The sequence below is a fragment of the Arsenicibacter rosenii genome (assembly GCF_001870735.1).
Lineage (GTDB): Bacteria > Bacteroidota > Bacteroidia > Cytophagales > Spirosomataceae > Arsenicibacter > Arsenicibacter rosenii.
In genome coordinates, this window is sequence record NZ_MORL01000006.1 from 228477 (window position 1) to 248540 (window position 20064).

Annotated in this window: 15 protein-coding genes and 2 pseudogenes; 8 read left to right on the top strand and 9 right to left on the bottom strand. The window is 52.6% G+C overall.

Annotated elements, in window-relative coordinates; genetic code table 11:
• Positions 1-83: 83 nt before the first annotated feature.
• Positions 84-809 (bottom strand): 3-keto-disaccharide hydrolase, encoded by a 726-nt coding sequence (locus BLX24_RS13920; RefSeq protein ID WP_071503759.1) that lies wholly within the window; start codon positions 807-809, stop codon positions 84-86.
• A gap of 354 nt (positions 810-1163) precedes the next feature.
• Between BLX24_RS13920 and BLX24_RS13925 the strand changes: the two genes are divergently transcribed.
• The 8 genes and pseudogenes from BLX24_RS13925 to BLX24_RS13960 all read left to right on the top strand — a co-directional run bounded on the left by BLX24_RS13925 (position 1164) and on the right by BLX24_RS13960 (position 14306).
• Positions 1164-1637 (top strand): hypothetical protein, encoded by a 474-nt coding sequence (locus BLX24_RS13925; protein ID WP_071503760.1) that lies wholly within the window; start codon positions 1164-1166, stop codon positions 1635-1637.
• A gap of 186 nt (positions 1638-1823) precedes the next feature.
• Positions 1824-2861, top strand: a complete 1038-nt coding sequence (locus BLX24_RS13930; protein ID WP_071503761.1) for a FecR family protein — start codon at positions 1824-1826, stop codon at positions 2859-2861.
• A gap of 11 nt (positions 2862-2872) precedes the next feature.
• A complete protein-coding gene (locus BLX24_RS13935; RefSeq protein ID WP_229201798.1) occupies positions 2873-6334 on the top strand; it encodes a SusC/RagA family TonB-linked outer membrane protein in 3462 nt (1153 codons plus the stop codon).
• 14 nt (positions 6335-6348) lie between these two features.
• Positions 6349-8100: a RagB/SusD family nutrient uptake outer membrane protein gene (locus BLX24_RS13940; protein WP_083421976.1), complete on the top strand. Its 1752-nt coding sequence runs from the start codon at positions 6349-6351 to the stop codon at positions 8098-8100.
• A 38-nt stretch (positions 8101-8138) separates the two neighbouring features.
• Positions 8139-8534, top strand: a complete 396-nt coding sequence (locus BLX24_RS13945) for an SGBP N-terminal domain-containing protein (RefSeq protein WP_071503762.1) — start codon at positions 8139-8141, stop codon at positions 8532-8534.
• 11 nt (positions 8535-8545) lie between these two features.
• A complete protein-coding gene (locus BLX24_RS13950; protein WP_071503763.1) occupies positions 8546-9532 on the top strand; it encodes a DUF4466 family protein in 987 nt (328 codons plus the stop codon).
• Between the two features lie 1539 nt (positions 9533-11071).
• Positions 11072-12130, top strand: a pseudogene (locus BLX24_RS34235) (endo-acting ulvan lysase-like protein); the annotation flags it as partial.
• Positions 12131-12356: 226 nt separating this feature from the next.
• On the top strand, positions 12357-14306 hold the full coding sequence (locus tag BLX24_RS13960) for a heparinase II/III domain-containing protein (RefSeq protein WP_071503765.1): 1950 nt from the start codon (positions 12357-12359) through the stop codon (positions 14304-14306).
• A 25-nt stretch (positions 14307-14331) separates the two neighbouring features.
• Here BLX24_RS13960 and BLX24_RS13965 read toward each other — a convergent pair whose 3' ends face one another.
• From BLX24_RS13965 to BLX24_RS14000, 8 genes and pseudogenes are all read right to left on the bottom strand, one after another.
• Positions 14332-14634 carry an alpha-L-fucosidase gene (locus BLX24_RS13965; RefSeq protein WP_071503766.1) on the bottom strand — a complete coding sequence of 101 codons (303 nt, stop codon included), beginning with the start codon at positions 14632-14634 and terminating at the stop codon, positions 14332-14334.
• A 17-nt stretch (positions 14635-14651) separates the two neighbouring features.
• A pseudogene (locus tag BLX24_RS33900) lies at positions 14652-14747 on the bottom strand (hypothetical protein); the annotation flags it as partial.
• A gap of 219 nt (positions 14748-14966) precedes the next feature.
• On the bottom strand, positions 14967-15818 hold the full coding sequence (locus BLX24_RS13975; protein ID WP_071503768.1) for an alpha/beta hydrolase: 852 nt from the start codon (positions 15816-15818) through the stop codon (positions 14967-14969).
• Between the two features lie 38 nt (positions 15819-15856).
• A complete protein-coding gene (locus tag BLX24_RS13980) occupies positions 15857-16357 on the bottom strand; it encodes a DUF1648 domain-containing protein (protein WP_071503769.1) in 501 nt (166 codons plus the stop codon).
• 8 nt (positions 16358-16365) lie between these two features.
• A complete protein-coding gene (gene yiaA / locus BLX24_RS13985; RefSeq protein WP_071503770.1) occupies positions 16366-16773 on the bottom strand; it encodes an inner membrane protein YiaA in 408 nt (135 codons plus the stop codon).
• Positions 16774-16931: 158 nt separating this feature from the next.
• Entirely contained in the window at positions 16932-18593 is a 1662-nt protein-coding gene (locus BLX24_RS13990; RefSeq protein ID WP_071503771.1) for an amidase, read from the bottom strand.
• 92 nt (positions 18594-18685) lie between these two features.
• Entirely contained in the window at positions 18686-19297 is a 612-nt protein-coding gene (gene coaE / locus BLX24_RS13995) for a dephospho-CoA kinase (protein ID WP_071503772.1), read from the bottom strand.
• Between the two features lie 6 nt (positions 19298-19303).
• Positions 19304-19996 (bottom strand): YbbR-like domain-containing protein, encoded by a 693-nt coding sequence (locus BLX24_RS14000; RefSeq protein WP_143092670.1) that lies wholly within the window; start codon positions 19994-19996, stop codon positions 19304-19306.
• Positions 19997-20064 lie beyond the last annotated feature (68 nt).

Here is a 20064-nt window from a genome sequence, read left to right on the forward strand (position 1 = left end):
ACAACGGGAACATGTGCTGGAAAACAAAACATTCCGTTTTCTCTTAACGTTATAAATATTCAGCATTTATTAAATAGTTTACACTAAAGGGGGCGGTACTTTATATTGCGGTACCAAACCGTACTTCCCCAATCCTGCAAACCGATTCTGCCCTTAAACTGGTGCTTATTAAGGGGGGCATTTTTCAGACCACTAGCGGCAATCCGGTTTTTCCAGTCATCACTATTCAGATCATGCTCCTGAATAGTAAATCCGTTCATTTTTACGGTCAACTTGTTCTGATAAACGATTACATGCACTTGATTCCACTCACCTGCCGGGTTCACTTCACGGAGCCTTGCATTTGCCACCCCGAAAAAATCACCGGCCCGATGGGTATTCTCCCTCGCACCTTCATAGATGGCATCATCCAGTACTTGTAACTCCAAACCAGTATCATGCATATTTGGGTAAGCCGCATTTTCTGTAACGAAAAAAAAGATACCACTGTTGGCTAAACGGCTTACTTTCCAGTCGGCTTTAAATTCAAAATTTTCGGCGAAAACAGCATCTGTAACAATGTCACCCCCATTAGCTGCCTTATTCCCTGCCCGATTCGGCACATGAAGTTTGAGTGCATTATCGTCAATTATCCAGGCGAGCCCTGTTCCCTTTTTGCCATAGGAATGCCAGCCATTTTTATTTTTACCATTGAAAAGTAATACCCAGCCATCTTTCTTTTCTGTTGTTGTTAATGTGTTGACTGATTGGGCATTAACTGTCTGAATGAACAGTGGGATACTTAGAAAGAAGAGAATGGTTTTTATCATATCACCGAAGTTTATGTATACCCGACAAAGCAGTTATTTAAGTATATCTTACTGTAAGCGCCGTTTTTTTGTGTAAATATGCATATGCCTTCATGTAAATTTCTGTATATAGCATGCTACTTAATTTACGGATATGTATACGTCAACACTGACCTGGATTATGGTTTTAATAGCTGATCTGCGAATGGAATTATAGCTGATTTCTCAAACTGATAGCAGGAAAATTATGTAAAAACTTAAAAAATAATTGTACCACAAACTAGATTGTTAAATAAATGTATTGAACTACAAAAAATGTTAGCATTTTTGTAGCTGAAAGACGAATGCTTATTAAACATAAAGCCGTTACTAGTAATGAAAGAGAAAGAACTTCGCTTTTTTTCTGTTGAAGAAAACAGCAAACCTGGTCCTAAAAAAGAAACAAAAGAAGTTGAGCTGACTGGTACAATTTCTGCATTTGGTAAACTGGTGTTTCCTTCGAAGACAGTTGAACAGTTAGGCATTAATCCGGAAACGGCAGCGTTTAAAATCGCTACTCAGGCCGGCAAACGGAAAATTAAATCACTGTATTTAATTCCGGATACAGACGGTGGTGCCGATACGTTTAAGATGGAACAAACCGGTCGCGGGTACTGTATTCCGCTTGCCCTTATTCTTCAGAATAACGGCGTTGACTTTTCTAAGTCTAAATTCAACTTTACGGTTAAGCCGTTTGAATATGGCAATATAACCGGTTATGAGTTACAGATCGAAGACCAGGCACCGAAGCCGGAGTATACCGGTAAACCGCGTGGTCGTAAAAGGAAAGTAGTAGAAGCTGCGGAGTAGTCTTCTGCATCGCTACCGCGCATAAAAAAGCGACACCTGCCAGCAGGTGTCGCTTTTTTATGCGCGCTTAAGTTATTGGTATACAGGAATTTGTGTTAGATTGTACTGGTGTATGTGAAAATTTTTCTCTGATTTATACTACAAAAAAGCCGTTCGGTCACACTATCCTGATAGAACTTAACCGAAATGAAGTCCTATCAAGATTACATTCACTTCCGGACGGAAGATTTTCTGGGCGATTCCCTGTTTAAGGAATGGCTGGCCGAACCCACACCCGAAATGAAAGCCTACTGGCAAGGCTTGCTTCAGACACATCCGCATCTGGCTGCACCTTTCAATCAGGCACGAATAGCCGGGCTGGGTATGGAGGCTTCATGGACGTCATTTTCTGATGAATATGTCGAAACACTTTTTGGCCGTATCCGGCAGTCGGCAACCGGCACCGATACTGTTATTGGCTGGCGTAACCGGCGTATGTATCTGGTCGCGGCCTCGGTAACAGCTTTGCTGCTCGCGGGTGCCTGGGTAACCCGCTTTTTCGTGCTCCCTCAAACGATCCATACCGGCTACGGTGAACTAAGAGACGTAGAACTGTATGATGGTTCTCTGGTAACGCTCAATGCGAACAGTACCCTGAATCTGCCGTCGCGCCTGGATTGGCGCACCAAACGTGAGGTCTGGCTCAATGGCGAAGCCTATTTTACTGTCCGGAAACAAGCTGCTCCCGACGGGCATACCTACCGCAAATTTACCGTTCATACGCACCGCGTTGATGTAACAGTGCTTGGTACCCGCTTCAACATTTATACCCGGCCGCAAAAAACACAGGTCTTACTCGATGAGGGTCGTGTCGAACTTGATCGTCCCGGCCACCAACCGCCCGTGCTGATGCGCCCCGGACAGTTTGTCGAATATGGCCAGGAAAAGACCAATGCCATCATTAAAACCATTCCGGCCGCACAAAGCCGGCAGGTTAATGCGTGGAAACGTAATCTGCTCATTTTTACGGATGCCGGTATGACTGAGCTGGGCCGCCGGTTCAGCGAGATTTACGGCGTATCCCTGATTCTGGAAGGGGATGCCTTCTCCGATCAGCAGTTTACGGGTGAACTACCTGTCAATGACCTCAATAAAGCGCTTTTAATCTTATCAAAAACCTTTGATATGCAGGCTGTAAAGGACGGTCAGCGTGTCTATTTTACAACTACTACTGAAGTTCCTTAACATGCAGATCTATGAAAAAAACCTTACGTAAAATTCGCCTGAGTTTGTTGGGCTTATTAGTAACGGGGGCCGTCTCGGGGGCATCGGCCCAGATTCTGGCATCGGCCAGCCAACCGGTGACACGGCAGACAGGAAATGCGCCGGCCCGTACCAGCCTGCGGATGCTCCTGACCCGGCTTGAGTCGGCTTATAATGTCCGGTTCAACTATAAGGCGGGGCTTGTCCGGGACGTACTTATTGAACCCGTACAGGTAAGTGAGTTTAAAGGTCAGCTCGACCGCAAACTGAATGATGTATTGCAGGCATACGACCTGCAGTGTCAGGCAATTGACGATAAAGCGTACGTGATTCGCCGCCGGACAAAGGCAATTGACAGCGTGGCTCCGAAAACAGGGAGCGTAAACGGCCTGACTGAGCCGATGTCGGTGGCAATGCCTGAAAAAGAAGTCGCCAACGCCGACATTACCATCTCCGGTCTGGTGAAAGATGCTGACAATAATCAGCCGCTTCCCGGTGTCAATGTAGTAGTCAAAGGGGCGGTGCGTGGAACCACCACCGATGGCCAGGGCAAATACACCTTATCGGTACCATCGTCGGGCGCGGTGCTGGTGTTTTCCTTCGTCGGATATTTTTCGCAGGAAGTCGCTGTCGGCAATCAGACGGCTATCAACATTTCGCTCAAAGCCGATGTGAAGGCACTGAGTGAGGTGGTTGTGGTGGGGTATGGTACCCAGAAAAAAGTAAACCTGACCGGCTCCGTGGCATCGGTGACGATTGACGATAAAATTGCCGGTCGTACGCTGGCCAACGTTTCGTCGGGTCTTTCGGGGCTGGTGCCTGGCCTGACGGTGCAGCAAAACAGTGGTATGGCTGGTCGTAACGGCGCTAACCTCCTGATCAGGGGGCTTGGCACCGTGAACAATGCGGGGCCGCTGATTGTCGTGGACGGTATGCCCGATGTAGACATTAACCGGATCGACATCAACGACGTAGAAACGATCTCGGTCCTGAAAGATGCCGCCTCTGCCTCGGTATACGGGTCGCGGGCCGCCAATGGTGTGATCCTGATTACGACCAAAACAGGCTCTAAATCGCAGAAAGCTACCATTAATTACACCGGCACCTACGGGATGTCGCAGCCCACAAACTTCTATAATTATTTCGACGACTACGCCCGTTCGCTGACCATGCACCTGCGGGCATCGGCCGCCGGTAACTCCTCGACCACCTATCGCTACGGTACCGTAGAAGAGTGGATGTCGAAAAGCATGGTCGATCCGCTGCGTTATCCCAACACCAACTGGTGGGACGTCATTCTGCGCGACCACGGCCGTGTGCAGACCCACAACCTGTCGGCGGCAGGCAGCAGCGATAAGGCAAACTTCTACCTGTCGGCGGGTTTATACGATGAGCTGGGTATCCTGATCAACCACAACTACAAGCGGTATAACATGCGCTTTAACCTCGATTACAAAATCCGCGACAACGTAAAAGTCGGTACACGGATCGACGGGCAGTGGTCGAAGCAGGAGTTTGCCCGGCAGGATGGTCTGATCAACTATGAAGGAACCGACGGATACGATATCCGGTATGCTGTGGCCGGTATTACGCCCTACGATCCGGTATCGGGCAAATACGGCGGCATTATGGCCTATGGGGAAGACGCCTTTGCGCGGAACATGCTGTCGATGATGAACGTAAACCACAATCTCATGGACCGTCAGGAGTTTAACGGTACGCTCTATGGGGAGTGGGAAGCGTTGCCGGGCCTGAAGGTCCGGGGCGATTACAGCCTGCGCTACTACAATCAGTTCCAGAAAAGCTATTCTGACCCGACCGACGAATGGAACTTCCAGACGGATGCCCTGGCGCGTACGCTGGTTGCGGCCAGTGCCGGTATTTCCAACGCCAGCCTGCAAGGGTATAAAACACTTCTTCAGGGCCGGATTACCTATGACAAGGAGATTTTTCCCGGCCATCAACTGAACGTACTGGCGGCTTATAACGAAGAATACTGGTTTGCCCGGTCGATGTCAGCCAGCCGGAACGACCGGATTTATCCGAACCTGACCGAAATCAATGCCGCCCTGACCAACATCCAGGGTACAGGAGGCGGCTCGGATGCGGAAGGGTTACGGTCGGTGATCGGGCGCCTGAATTACGTCATCAAAGAGAAATATCTGTTTGAAGCCAATGCCCGTTACGATGGATCGTCGAAGTTTTTACCAGGCTATCAGTATGGTTTCTTCCCGTCGGCTTCGGTCGGCTGGCGTTTTACCGAAGAGCCTTTCTGGCAAAACCTGAACACCACCATTCTGTCGTCGGGTAAGTTACGGGCTTCGCTCGGTAAACTGGGAAACAACTCAGGCGTTGGCCGGTATGAGCAACGCGATATTTTCTCGCTGACCAACTATGTTCTGAACGGTAAAATTGCCAAGGGTTTCAGCGCCAGCAAAATCATCAACGAAGATTTCTCGTGGGAGCAAACCAACGTGACCAACTTCGGTCTGGATCTGGGTTTCTTCGGCGGTAAGCTGACGGCCGAAATCGATGCCTATCAGAAATATACCAAAGGCATGATCCGGCCATCGTCGCTGTCAACTTTACTGGCCGGCTACAGCGCGCCCCGTCTGAATATCGGCGAAATGCGGAACCGGGGGATCGAGGTGAATCTGGGCTACCGGTCACGCATTCAGGGAATCAACGTAGGGGCTAACCTGAACGTGTCGTACAACAAAAACCGGCTGCTGAAGTGGAATCAGTTCCTGGGTAAAGACTGGGTTTATCTGAATTTGCCGTACCACTTTACCTACACCCTGCAATCGAAAGGCATTGCCCAGAGCTGGGAGGACATCGCCAATGCACCGTTCCACGGCCAGTATTTTGCGCCGGGCGACGTACTGTATGAAGACCTGAACGGCGACGGACAGATCACGAACGAAGACCGTAAGGCCATGCCGCAGTTTAACCGCGACCAGCCGCTGATGATTTATGGGCTTAACCTGTTTGCCAACTGGAAAGGCTTTGATGTCAGCTTCCTGTTTCAGGCCGCTACCGGTCGCCGCGATTTCTGGCTCGAACCCTTCAACCAGGTCAACATCCCGTCGGCACGGAATGCGTTCAACGACTTCCTGTGGTACGACACCTGGACGCTCGACAACCGCTCGGCCTCGCTGCCGCGTCTGGTCAGCGGGTCTGGTGGCAACAACCAGGCCGAATCGACGTTCTGGCTGGACGACTTCAGTTACCTGCGCCTGAAAAATATTCAGCTTGGCTATAACGTACCGACACGTTACTCGAAACTATTCGGTATGAACAAGGTACGGGTGTATGCAACGTCTGAAAACCTGTTTACCCTGACAAAATACCGTGGCGTTGACCCTGAGAAAAGTACAATGACCGGCGGCTCCAACAATGACGATATTTTCCCGCTGCTCAAAACGTACTCGTTTGGTCTGAACATTGGTCTCTAATCGCAACAAGAACTATGAAACTGAATTATAAATCATTAAGAAACAGTCTTTTGCTGCGTGGGTTGTCTCTGCTGGCAGCCGGTGCACTGTTTCTGACAAGCTGTACAAAGGATTTGCTGGACCAGGTGCCTACTACCGAACTGTCGGCAGATCTGTTCTGGAAAACTACGGATGATGCTGTTTTTGCCGTAAACGGGGTGTATGATGCTGCCCGGACAACCTTTGGCCGCGATTATTATTTTGACGGAGCCGGTGAGTTTGTCCATACGCGGGGCACGAGCAACAACCTCGGCTCGTTCAGTCCGGGTGCGCTGGGGAGCAGCTTTGATTTTCACTGGACAAACTGCTACCGGGTCGTTAACCGGGCAAATTACGTGCTGGAGAACATCAGTAAACTGCAACCTAATCTGAAGACACAGACTGAAAAGGATCTGGTTGCGCGGCTGGTTGGCGAAACGCGCTTTCTGCGGGCACTGGCCTATTTCCGGCTGATCGACTTCTGGGGTGATGTGCCCTACTTCAGCCGCCGGCTAAACGGTAACGACGAAGCCTACTCGCTGAGCCGTACACCGAAAGCCGCCGTTAAAGACTCCATCCTGGCCGACTTGAGCTTTGCCGCCAGCGTGCTGCCGGAAAAATATACGGGCGATAATCTGGGACGTGCGTCGAAATACGCCGCCTGGGGCTTTGCCGGTAAGGTAAATCTGTACTGGGCCAGCTGGATGAAAAATGAAGGCAAAGGCAGTGACGCGACAGCAGCCTATACCGCTGCTGCGGCTGAGTTCAAAAAGATTATCGACAAAAACATTCCGCTGTTTCGGGGCGGTGAACCGGGACCGGCCAACGACCCGAACTACTTCTATTTGTTCCAGTATTTTAACGAATACGATCCCGAAATTATCTTCTCGGTCCAGTTTGGCGGACCACAGCTAAGCCAGGGCGAAGAAATGCTCCGCGACTTCGGCACCCGGAATACCGGTAATGCCCAGTGCTGGGTAGCGCCGACGTTCCGTCTGGCCAACCGCTATCAGCTGGTGTCGACCGGCGATTTTGCCACGCCGCTGGTATTGAATTCAAATGCGGGCGGAGCCAACAGCTCCAGCAACCCGAATTCATACACCGGACGCGACTACCGGATGCGGGCTACCATGCTGTGGGACGGCCAGAAAATGCTGGCTCTCTCGACCGACGGGCTTAATGTGCTCGACAGTATTCCTTTCCGGTTTGGGAGCCGCGACGGGGTGCAGTTTATTAACTACGACGGCGCTCCGGCCGGTTATATCTTCCGGAAGTGGGTACGGCAAACCGGCGGAATCGGCCGTAGTGACGGGCCGCAGGATTTCTACATGATGCGGTTACCGGATGTGTGGCTGATGTATGCCGAAGCCGTGAATGAAGTGAACAACGGGCCGACGGCTGAGCTGTTTACACTGCTGAACCGGATTCGCCGCCGGGGGAATCTGCCCGCACTCGCTCAGGCGAAATTTGCTGCGAAGGCTGACTTCTTCAAAGCCATTGAGCAGGAACGCATTGTCGAACTGGTTGGCGAAGGGCACCGCTTCTTCGACATCCGCCGCTGGAAAAAGGCGGAGGAAATCTGGCCGATGCCGGGCGGACAGGTGCTGTACGATAGCCGTGGCGCACGCGTACGCGACGAATTCGTGAACGCACCCGAACGGAACTATCAACGCTTCTATATTTTCCGGATTCCGACCGGCGAAATTGAAGTGAATCCGAAAATTATTCAAAATACCGCCTGGTTATAATCACCATTCGTCGCTAAGCCGACACAGCATTCTGACACATGAAAAAGGGAATTTTCTATATCGTTTTCGCCATTGCCGGGTTACTGGTGTTTGGCGGTTGTACCAAAGAGCCGGTCGACGACGCCGGGTTGCTCGTCACGGGCCGCTCGCAATGTTACATGAGTTTCTTTGATCTCCTGGGTTCTGATCACCGTACGGTACTGGTAAGCGGCTCCATGCAGATCGACACCGTTGCCCAGACGGTTACGGCTGTTGCCCGGTTCGGGACAAACATGACCCGTGTAAAGCCATATTCCAGCGTAGTAACGGATGCCACGGTTGAACCCCGTATGGGAGAGTGGGTTGATTTCTCACAACCGATGCAGTATACTGTGGTTTCGGGCAACCGGAAAGTGCGCAAAACATACACCATTACCGTAACTGTACAGAAATAACCGGTTTGGCCATGAACAAAAATCTGACATATCTGGCAGTGGCAGTCATCAGCTGCCTTGGATTGGCTGCCTGTGAGAAAACAACGGTAGCCGTGCTGGAACCGTTGAAAAATGACCTGCTCAAAAAAACAACCGGACCCGCCGTGATCGGTACGCGCGTTGAGTTTGCCTATGCCATCGGCGCCAACGACGGAACGGTGCAGAACGTTAAGGCGGAAGCGTCTGTTGCCGGAGCCACCGGTACGGGGTTCAGTGGTTTTTCGTGGTATACCGACCGGGCAACGGGTGTCGATAAACCCCTGCAAACGGCCACGGATACCGTTACAAACGGGATGGTATCGACGGCGAAGATTCTGGATGTAAGCAACAAGGCCGTGACGCTGCGGTACTATTACAATGTACCGGAAGCGGCCCGTGGTCAGTTGGTTACCTTTAAATTCAGCGGGACATCATCGGCAGGCAAGGAAGTGACTTTCACGTCGCCGGGCTACCAGATCAGTAAAATGGATATGACCCGGTCGATCGTGCTGGAGGATGGTAAAAAGGCATATTTTTCCATCGCCGATATGAAAGCCTATACGAAAGAAGAAGTAGAGCAGGGTAACCTGTCGGGGAAAATTGACTTTGTGTACATCTACCGCCCGACCATTTCTACCTACACCTTCGGGCATGCAATGGTATCGCTGGCCAACAAGTCGTACATCAATGACCTGAACTTGCCGGCGGCCTGGACGAAGGCCGCCACCAGGCTTGATAAGCGGGTGGATATCCGCGATGCACAATTGCGGGGCAGTGGCTTTGACTCATACATCGACGATATTGATCTGGAGAAAACCACGTTTACCAACGCCGCTGACTATGCCTATGGCCTGACCGCCGATCAGGGTGCGTTCGTGACATCCGCAGATGGTACATACGTTGCCTATCTTTTTGTGAATGCGGTTAACAATACGGCTAAAACCATGACCGTGAGCCTGAAACGGCTTAAGGTGAAGTAGAAGACGGGCAGGCTGGATGGGGTGATGCCGGCTGCCGGCTCTGCCCCATCCGGCATCCATTCTCCAGAGCGTCCGGCATTTCCCCATCCAGTATCCATGCTTCGTCTCTTTTTCTTACTCATTATCTGTCCGGTATGCCTAACCGGTTTTGCGCAATCGTCTCATCCGCATATTCTGGTAAAAGCGGGGGATAAGGCCCTGGTTCTGGAAAAAATCCGTACGCAGCCATGGGCCCGGCAATCGTTTGATAACCTGCTCAAACACGTTGACCCCTACGTTGAGCGCCACCAGACCGATCCCGACTGGATCCTGAGCCGCTATCTGATGAACCGGGTGCCCGGTAAACGCTATACTCGTTTTTATTCGGATGCGGAGGGAACAGCCCTTGTCCGGTATGCCGGTGATGCGCCTGTGCCGACGGTGCGTGTGTCGCCTCACAAGCGCCCGCCTATTGCTCCGGACGGCTATCGGTTCCGTACGCCCCGTATCGAGGAACTGCTCCCCAACGATACGTCGATGACCATGCGGCTTCAGAGTTCGGGTCCGGGCAAGGCGTGGGCCGTAGTCGATCCGCAGCACATGGTCGAGGTCATTAACGGCAACATAAATCAGCTGGTGCTTGAGGCTGCCATTGCCTATTGGTTAACGGATAAACCGGTGTATGCCCGGTTTGCGGCCGATGTGCTGAACCAGTGGGCACGCGGAGCCTCCCGTCAGTATCCCATCGAAGGACCCTGCCGAACCGGTTTTCTGTCTATTCAGACCTTGGGTGATGGAAGTTACGAGCCCATGATGCTGGCGTATGATTTTCTGTACGATTACCTGCGGCAGGCTGGCTATGAAACGGGGTATTACGAACCGGTATTTGACCGGTTTGCCCATACGATGGCCTTTCGCGGACTCTGGAATAACAACTGGTTTGCGGCCGAAACGCCGGTACTGGTCTTTTCGGCCTTGTCGCTCGAAAACAGGCAGCAGCAGCGTTATTACCTCGACTTCATGACACGCCGTGACACCATTGCCGGTAATTGCGGGCAGTTGGCGTTACCCACGGCGATGGAAAAATGGTTTACGCCGGATGGCCACTGGAAGGAGCCGGGCGGATACCATAATTTTCCCGTCAGCAGTCTGCTCATTTCCGGCGTGGCGCTCGAAAACGCAGGGATTCCGGTATTTCAGCAGTATCCGGCTTTGTTTCAGGCGTCGTATGTGATGTTGAAATACGCCTTTCCGAACTATACTGTTTCGTCGTTTGGCGACACCGGCCGGCCGATGCAAAGTGCGGAATGTCTGGAAATAGGGGTGGCCATGGCGCAGAAGTATAACAGCCCCGTGTTGGGGTCGCTGCTGGCGGCGATGGAGGTTGTGCAGAAAAAGCAGGGCTACGACCGGAGCGAGTCCGGGTATATGGGCTTACTGTGCTTTTTACCCCGGATTCCGGAGGCAGGCGGGCAGCAATACCAATGGCCGCGCAGCGGAGAACTCGATTTTGCCAAATGCTACCTTCAGCGCAACGGGACCGATCCCGGAACAGGATTGATGTATGTGGTGCAGGGTGCCAGCTATAACCACAACCACGCCAACGGCATGTCGGTTGAACTATATGGTGCGGGGCGGGTCATGGGTATTGACCCTGGTAACGGACCAAGCTACGAAGACCCGATGCACACCGGCTATTATGCCCAGTGGGCGGCACACAACACGGTGGTGGCAGATGGCCGTTCGGCGTCTGTGCCGTATTTCAGAGGCGGCGGCGGTACCAAGAATATGGGCGAAATAAAACTAATGGCCATGGAGCCGCGGGCCGGACAGGCGGCGGTTTCGGCAGAATGCTCGTTTACGGATACCCGTTATACCGATAAGGCGACAGGAACGGGGCAACAGCGCACCTTAGCCATTATCCGGACCTCACCAGAAACCGGCTACTACGTGGATATTTACCGGTCCGACAATGCCCGCAGCAACGAGTACCTGTACCACAACGTGGGGGATGCCGTGCAGCTGCTGGGCGCAGACCGGAAACCGCTACCGGTTGAAGCGGCCAGTCTGCCGATGGCAACCGATGCCAATGACCCGCCGGGCTTCCGGCATTTTACGGCGGTAAAAACACCGGTTGGTAATTTACCGGTAAGCAGTGCCGTTTTCAGCCTGACAGCAGGTATCCCTGCGTTTATGCAGGTGCACACGCTGCCGGAAGAAGGCCGGACCATGTACGTCGCCCAGGCTCCCCGTGCCGGGACCGCCGAGGCCGTGTATCAGCAGAAACCGGTGCCGGTGCTGGTTATGCGGCAAACCGGCGAATCCTGGAACCGGCCCTTTGTCGCCGTTTACGAGCCATTTACCGAAGCCGGATCGGTAAGGGCCTTGACGCGGTTACCTGCTGACAATCCGGGAGCGTTTACCGCCTTTTCGGTCGCGAACCGGAACGGTAGCCGTCAGCTCATTTTGCAGGCTACTGATGCGGAGAAGGAGCATAAAACCACCAATACTGGTTTCCGGGGATATTTCGGGGTGGTAGGTTTGACCAGTGACGGGCTTTCGTATTTGTACCTCGGTGAAGGGAGTATGATTCAGTCGCAGGGATACACACTGCAAACCGGCACGGCGGCCGGTTCGGCAAACCTGACTGTTGACGGGAAACGGCTGCGGATTACCTGCCGGCAGGCAACAGCGGTCAGTATTCCGGCGGGTCGTAAAGCTGTGTTGACGGTGGCCGGTAAGCAAACGGCATTACCTGTCCGCAGAAACGAAGTTGGTGCTGTATCATTTACCGTTCCTGCGGTGACCGATGGACTGATCATAATCGATTAACTGACAAAACGCTATGAAAAAACTCTTCCTGCTTTGCTGGTTGCTGGCAACAACCACCTTTGCCCAACCACCCGCTGATCTGCTAAGCGGTAAATACACGAAAGAACAATTGCAGCAGGTTCTGATTCCGCAGGCAGGCTGGACACCTTTCCCGAAACGTGAAGACCGGGCGGGCTGGACCAAAGCCGACCCGGCCATGATGCAGGCAATCGTTACCAAAGCAGCGTCGTATCTGAACTATGACTGGCCCTATATTCCGGCCACAAAATCACTCCTGATTGAGCGCACCGGCGACCGTGACGAATACCAGACGGTTAGTTTTCAGAAGCGCGATGTACTGGGGCTGTTGTTACTGGCTGAAATTCACGAAAACAAGGGCCGGTTTATCGATCCGATTATCAACGGCGTGTGGTCGATCTGCGAGGAGTCGTTCTGGGGCGTTCCGGCGCACCTGCCGAGAGGCAAACAATATGGCGGGTTGATGGATGTGTCGAAGCCGTTTGTCGACCTGTTCGCGGCTGAGACCGCGACCTATCTGGCGTGGGTTGATTATTATCTGGGTGATAAGCTGGATGCCGTCTCGCCGCAAATCCGGAAGCGGATTTACTACGAGACCAATAACCGGATTTTTAAGCCGCTGATGACGCAGCACCACGGCTGGATGGGGTATAACAAAGACGGACGCCGGCCGAACAACTGGAATCCGTGGATTTGCTCCAACTGGCTGAATTCGGTTTTACTGCTCGAACGGGACGATACCAAACGCGCTGAGGCCGTGGCGAAACTGCTGGATGTGCTCGACGAATTTCTGAATCCGTATCCGAAAGACGGTGGCTGCGACGAAGGACCCAGCTATTGGGGAGCTGCTGCGGCATCGTTGTACGACAATATTGCGATGCTGAATCTGGCCAGCAACAATGCCTTTCAGTATGTTTATCAGGATGAAAAATTCCGGAACATGGGTAAGTACATCTACCGTGCCCAGATCAACGAAAAATACTTCATGAACTTTGCCGATGCCGACCCGCAGCCGGGCATGGCCGCTACCATGATTTACCGTTATGGCAAGGACATTAACGATCCGGATATGATGCGCTTCGGGGCGTACTACCGGAAAGCGGAAGACGGTAACCTCGGCCATTTTCATTTTTTCCGGCATTTCTATTCGCTCTTTATGCAGGATGAATTTAAGCGTGCGGAGAAAGGGCTACCCCTGCCGAAAGATGTCTGGTTGCCCGATCTGGAGGTAATGGCCGCCCGTGACCGCGAAGGAACAACCGATGGCTTTTATGTAGCGGCCAAGGGCGGTAATAACGACGAAAGTCACAACCATAACGATATCGGAAATTATGTGGTGTATTACAACGGTTTACCCCTGCTGATTGATGTTGGCCGCGGCACATATACCCGTAAAACCTTCAGCGACAAGCGTTACGAAATCTGGTATAATTGCTCGGATTACCACAACCTGCCGACCATTAACGGTAAAACCCAGCCGCCGGGCGCAACCTTTAAGGCGGCCGGTGTGGCGTATCAGCAGGGACCGGCCTTCGCGCAGTTTTCGCTTGATATAGCCAGGGCATACCCGGCTGAGGCAGGAGTGAATACGTATCAGCGTACTGTACGACTGAATCGTACCAAAAACGTACAGATCACCGATGTGATCAGCCTGCAGCAGGCCGGTTCCATGACGCAGCACCTGATGACGGTTTATCCGGCCGAAGTCCGTAAGCCTGGTGAACTGGTCATTCATTACGCCCCGAAAGGCGGTGAAGCCAGGGATTTTGTCATTACCTACGATGCCGGACGCATGGTACCGACGGTAGAGAAGGTAAAGCTGGAAGCCATGGAGGACGGTGGTATTAAAGCGAAATGGGGTGACACCATTTACCGCATTAATTTTAATGTACTGAAACTGAAAACGGCTGACAAACTGGTGTTTACGGTGTCAGCATTGAAGTAGTCCGGACACGCAACGTCCCGAAACTTCAACACTTTCGGGACGTTAACCAGAGGGAAGGGGCTCGGAGCCCCTTATCCCGGACGGCTTTGGCCAGATCACCGGCCAGGTCGCGGTACGGGCCTGTGTCCTGCGCATTCCAGTTCCACGCCTGTGCATTGGGCCATAGCGTAAAGCATTCGTGGTGTTTCGAGGTCAGGACAATGTATTTGGCCCCGGACTGTTTAAACACCGTGGCCCACTGATCGGGATTAAACAGCTCGGCCTTAAACCATGACGCAAACCCCTGATACTGAAAATTGCGGCCGTAATTTTTCTCGTGAAAAGCCACAAAATCAGGGTGTATTTTCAGGTTTTTGGCAAAAAGCCGCTGCCGAAGCCGTCGGCGTTTGACTTAGTAGCCCTGGCCGGGACCGAATACAACCCCCAATGGATGAAAATGCCGAATTCGGCGTCTTTAAACCAGCCCGGTACAGCGTTTGTCGGGCGATGCCCGGTCGGCGCTGTACGGTTGGGCCAAAACGCCGGTAAGTGTGAGAAGAAAACTACTGATAAGTAAACCTGCGCGGATCATAACGGGTACTGTTAACTGATGTCGGTCAGCGTCACCATGCGGCCGTCGGCAAAGGCAAATACTGATCTTCGCGGTTTGTCATAAGGAGATCATTTAGAAGCAGGATACAGCATCCTGAATGCATTCGAAACCGCCTGATGGCCGATGGTGGCGTGGTCTTCCTGCGGCAGGTAATCAAAGTGTACCGAGACCTTCGGGTTTTTGCCCGCTTTCAGTTTATCCGCCAGCAAATTGGCATCCACTTCCATCACCCGCGGATTCGCGCCAGGTGTAAGGCCTTCCTTACCAACGCCGATATAGACCGCAGTGGGCCGGGCAAAACCGGCTTGTAGTATCGGTGCATCCTGTTTCAGCAATGAGCCGTTATCCCACCACAGGCTTGGGCTGATGATGATGTATTTATCAAACAATGCCGGTTTTTTCAACAGGATTTCGGTCGCGAGCAGGCCGCCTAACGACTGGCCGATCAGGGTCTTGCTTCCCGAAACGCGGTATTCTTTTTCAATATATGGTTGCAACTCTGATTCGATAAATGCCATAAACTTCGCCGACTGGCCGGCGGTTTTGTTGCGTTGCCGGTCCGATTCGATGGTGGTCGGGTAGGTAAAGTCGCGGCGGCGGTCGACGTTGGTAATGCCTACCACAATGGATTTAGGAATGTGGTTTACCCACGGAAACGTACTGAACTGCACCAGCCCTGCTACGTGGATAAAATCTTCGTCAATCGAACCGTCGAGCAGGTAAATCACTGCATATTTTGTCGTATCCTGTGCCGAATATCCGTCGGGCAGGTAAATATTCAGCACCCGCCGTTCGCCCAGCACCTTCGACTGAATGGCATCAACCACGCCGATGGTCAGTGGGGCTTTTGGCTGGGGTTTCTGAGCAAAAGCCGGTATTGAGAGTAAGCAGTAAATAAGAACGCGCAGGTGTTTGTGCATGAGATGCGGGTGTAATGTATAGAGATGACGTGAAGATACTATTTCCCGCGAAAGGATTTCACCAGAAAGAACGTTATCAGGACAAACTGAACCAGCAGCGTCACCGGCAGAAACCAACTGCCTAACCCGTCGGTTTTTCCGGTAGCGTGTCCGATGGTTTCGATGGTGAGAAAACCAAACAGAATCAGTACGCCAAGTTTCATACAGCGCATCATCCGGGTTGCGTTGGTGTACTGAAAACGAGCATTTTCCGGCGTTACCGGAACACCAAAATTAAAGGTATGCGGGAACCGGTTAACGACCGTCATGCCGGCAAACAGCACCGTGGCAATAACCGGCAGCAGCACAATCGCTGCTTTTTTACCGAATCCGTCAGCTTTACCGGCGAGATTAAAATGCGTCGGAATCCTGTCGGGGAGATCCGCGTATGAGATCAGGACAAGCAGCCAGATGCCGGCCAGCATAAGCCAGCCAGCGGCTTCAACGATTTTGTCAGCAGGGGTGAGGTCAATGCTGAGTTTGGGGCGCTGGTTCTCCATTAGTTTTATTACGCAGAAGGCGTGCCCTTACCGGCTTCCTGACTGTCGCGGGTATTCTTCTGTACCGCGATGGCACCGAAAAGGGCCAGCATGAAGGCGAAAGCGTAATACCCCTTTTCGCTCGGCAGAATGGTCGCATTCCAGAGGCCGATAATCAGCAGTACGATTGATAAAATAGTGGCAAACCAGCAGATACCGTAATAGAGATCGGTTACCGGAATGCCTTCCAGCCGGTCGCGTACACTTTTTTGCAACGACACAACGGCAAACAACCCGAGCATCAACACGGTGAAATAATAGCCTTTTTCGTTGAGCAGCATTTCGGCCCGCCAGAGGCCAACGAGGTAACCAACCATGCCGACACCGAGGGCCACCCACGAGGCAGCAATAAATGCACTTGATGTTTTCTGAGCCATTTCTGGTAGTTGCTATGTTTTAGAATTGAGGTTAAAAGCGGTCCGGAACTCAAATCTATCAGGTGCCTTCTGATTGTCAAATGTTTATTTATAAAATGGCAAAAAGGTGGCCTTTGTTCTTCAGCAAAGGCCACCTTTTTGCGTAAACCGGGATTATCTTACAGTTTCGGATGCTTTTTATGCCATTCCGTTGCATCCTGATAGGCTTTGGCGACGGCCAGCACTTTGCCTTCTTCATAGAGTTGCCCCATGAAGGTGATGCTTGTCGGCAGGCCACGCTGGTTGAACCCGTTTGGCAGCACCACACACGGATGACCGGTCAGGTTGGTTAGGGTCAGGTTTCCGCCCGCATAGGCCGGCGACACATAAACATCGACCCCCGCCTTCTGCAACACCTGATGCATGTCGTTGATGAGCTTCGTCCGGATCCGGTTGGCCTGGATGTACTCAACCGCCGGGATAAACCGCGACGACCGGAACTCGTTTGGCCAGGCGTTTTTGCCCTGCCGGACCATCTGATCGTCTTTGTTCAGGCGGGTCAGCTCGTCGAAGCCGGCGGCCCCTTCAATGCCGATAATCATCGTCAGTGCCCCGTAGCGGAATTCGGGCAGGTCGATAGGCACAAGCTCGGCACCGAGTTTACGCAGCACACTCAATGACAGCGAGTCGTTGGCGCGGCCACCATACCGGCTCTCAAACCCTTTTTTTACATAACCGATTTTCATTCCCTTCAGCGAAGGCAGGGGCGCATACCGGAACGGCGCTGATACTACCGTCTGGTCCTGCCCGTCTGGTCCGTAAATGGCGTTGAACACCAGCGCACAGTCTTCTACCGTACGGGCCATAGGACCGATTTTGTCCATGGTCCAGCTCAGGGCCATGGCTCCGTGGCGGCTCACACGGCCGAATGTCGGGCGCAGGCCGGTAATGCCGTTTACCGTCGAAGGCGAGACAATTGACCCCAGCGTTTCGGTACCAATCGCAAACGGCAGCAGCCCTGCTGATACCGACGACCCCGAGCCCGCCGACGAACCGCTGGAGCCGGTTTTGGTATCCCAGGGGTTGCGGGTCATACCGCCAAACCAGACATCGCCCATGGCCAGCTCACCCATTGAGAGCTTGGCACACAGCACGGCTCCGGCCTGTTCGAGCTTCTGAATCACCGTGGCATCAAGGTCCAGTACCTGATCTTTGAATGGCACAGAACCCCATGTTGTTTTGTAGCCTTTTTTGGCCAGCAGATCTTTCGCACCGTAGGGAATGCCATGGAGCGGCCCGCGGTATTTACCGGCCTTCAGCTCGGCATCGGCCCGACGCGCCTGGGTTAGGGCGAGATCTTCCGTCAGCGTCACTACGCAAAGAAGCTGAGGACTGTATTTTTTGAGCCGCTCCAGGCAGAATTTCGTCAGTTCTTCAGAACTGATTTGCTTCGTCCGGATTAGTTCTCCCAGCTGGGCAACGGTATAAAACGCCAGTTCGTCGCGGTTGGCGGGCAGCGTTACGTTTCCGGCCGGTGAGGCTTTGAACGAAGACGGGCCGGCCGGCAGTTTAAACCCGGCTGGCTGCGGATTGAAGTAAATGGCCGGTGCCACATCATTGGTCAGGGCCACTTTCCGGATGGTTTCGAAATCGTTGCGCTGGTCGTTCAGGTTATCGAGCATCGAGTCGCGCTCAGCCTGCGAAAAGTCGAGTCCGAAGACCCGCGAGGCGGCCTCGGCAAGATCGGCGGTGACTGGTTTTTTAGGATCATCATTGGCGATGAAGGCCCCCGCCGTAAAGCTGAGGATGCAGGCGGCAACAGGTAGAAGTTTGCGTTTCATGTAGTTAGGTTGATGCATTTAACCTCAAAATATAAAACGGCAGTCCGACAGTTGCAAGCCTGATCGATAAACAGCAGTAATGCCCCGACAGATTATTGATTCGCTAAATCCAGCAATGTCCGGTGGAGCGTAGCGAGCTGGGGTAAGAGGAGTTGGCCTTCGTCGTTGTAGACAATAAAATCCGCAATCCGGAAGCGTTCTTCATCGCTGATCTGGCGGGCAATGATGTTCCGGATTTCGGTTTCGGAGCGGTGCGGGTCGCGGCGGTGGATGCGTTCAATGCGTACGGCTTCCGGAGCATGCACCACCACTACCTTATCAAGGGTATTATGATCACCGGCCGCCTTCATCAGCGCCGCTTCCTTGATCACATACGGATAGTGCTGCTGCTGCACCCAGTTTAGGGTATCGGCATACACGCGGGGATGAATCAGGCCGTTCAGCTGCCGGAGCAGATCGGGATTATGAAACACGTGTGAAGCGACAAAGGCGCGGTTGTATTGCCCCTGCACATCATAGGCTTCTTTGCCAAGGAGCCGGATGATGTCTGCTTTCAGAATCGGGTCGTGTTGGGTAAGCCATTTGGCGCGGTCGTCGGCGGCATAGACCGGCACTCCGAACGCCTGGAAAATCCGGCAGACCAGGCTCTTGCCCGACCCGATACCACCCGTAACGCCGATCTGAAGCGGAGAATGCGTGCTCATAAAAGACTATTGTTCAACCGACAAGAGTTCACCGACTTCAAAACTAACGAACACTTTTTCGGTGCTAACCTTAAGCAATGGGTGCTTGAAGTGGTTGATCGACAGTTCTTCATCGTAGTTCTGGGCAATCCGCTGGCCCGGAATCCGGACAACCAGCGTATCCGAAACTCCTTTCAGCAATTTGGCCGGCCCTTCGACCGTGATCGTATTCGGGGTAATGTTGATCAGACTTGTTACCACATGACGGGGCGCCATGTTCAGGTGCAGGCTATCGGCGACCAGGTGAATGGTTTTAATAGTACGCCGGTCAAACCCGAGTTCAAAGGTGTCGGCTACGATGTAGTTGACACGCAGGTTTTTGGCCTGTTCATCCAGCGCTTCGGCCAGTACAGAGGTATTGATGCTTTTGGCGCGAAGCGGGTTGTTGACCACATATTTGATCGGGTCGTTCTGAAAAGGCAGAAAGGCCTGACCAAACAGATACCAGCCACTGCCTACCAGATTCAGCGTGATGGTTTGCGGCAGGGGAGTGGTCGGAATGTAAAGCGAATCGTCGTAAACAAACTGAATCGGGTAGTTCACATTACGGGAATATCCCGTTTTGTTAAGCGCATTCAGTAACCAAAATAACGAAGCAGCCAGCAGGCATAAGATGAGCTTAACCGGCTGAAATGTTTTTGATCGGGCAGATGGAGTCACTGTAAGAAAGTTTGCGTGCTGCGAAGAAGGGGGCTGCAAAAAAGAAAACTGCGCTACCGGTGCATCTT

What these genes read in the sequence shown, in the direction of transcription:
- coaE (WP_071503772.1), bottom strand. Translation starts at nt 19,297, where the DNA reads ATGAGCACGCATTCTCCGCTTCAGATCGGCGTTACGGGTGGTATCGGG.
- BLX24_RS13925 (WP_071503760.1), top strand. Translation starts at nt 1,164, where the DNA reads ATGAAAGAGAAAGAACTTCGCTTTTTTTCTGTTGAAGAAAACAGCAAA.
- BLX24_RS13975 (WP_071503768.1), bottom strand. Translation starts at nt 15,818, where the DNA reads ATGCACAAACACCTGCGCGTTCTTATTTACTGCTTACTCTCAATACCG.
- BLX24_RS13990 (WP_071503771.1), bottom strand. Translation starts at nt 18,593, where the DNA reads ATGAAACGCAAACTTCTACCTGTTGCCGCCTGCATCCTCAGCTTTACG.
- BLX24_RS13920 (WP_071503759.1), bottom strand. Translation starts at nt 809, where the DNA reads ATGATAAAAACCATTCTCTTCTTTCTAAGTATCCCACTGTTCATTCAG.
- BLX24_RS13940 (WP_083421976.1), top strand. Translation starts at nt 6,349, where the DNA reads ATGAAACTGAATTATAAATCATTAAGAAACAGTCTTTTGCTGCGTGGG.
- BLX24_RS13945 (WP_071503762.1), top strand. Translation starts at nt 8,139, where the DNA reads ATGAAAAAGGGAATTTTCTATATCGTTTTCGCCATTGCCGGGTTACTG.
- BLX24_RS13960 (WP_071503765.1), top strand. Translation starts at nt 12,357, where the DNA reads ATGAAAAAACTCTTCCTGCTTTGCTGGTTGCTGGCAACAACCACCTTT.
- BLX24_RS13935 (WP_229201798.1), top strand. Translation starts at nt 2,873, where the DNA reads ATGAAAAAAACCTTACGTAAAATTCGCCTGAGTTTGTTGGGCTTATTA.
- BLX24_RS13930 (WP_071503761.1), top strand. Translation starts at nt 1,824, where the DNA reads ATGAAGTCCTATCAAGATTACATTCACTTCCGGACGGAAGATTTTCTG.
- BLX24_RS13980 (WP_071503769.1), bottom strand. Translation starts at nt 16,357, where the DNA reads ATGGAGAACCAGCGCCCCAAACTCAGCATTGACCTCACCCCTGCTGAC.
- yiaA (WP_071503770.1), bottom strand. Translation starts at nt 16,773, where the DNA reads ATGGCTCAGAAAACATCAAGTGCATTTATTGCTGCCTCGTGGGTGGCC.
- BLX24_RS13950 (WP_071503763.1), top strand. Translation starts at nt 8,546, where the DNA reads ATGAACAAAAATCTGACATATCTGGCAGTGGCAGTCATCAGCTGCCTT.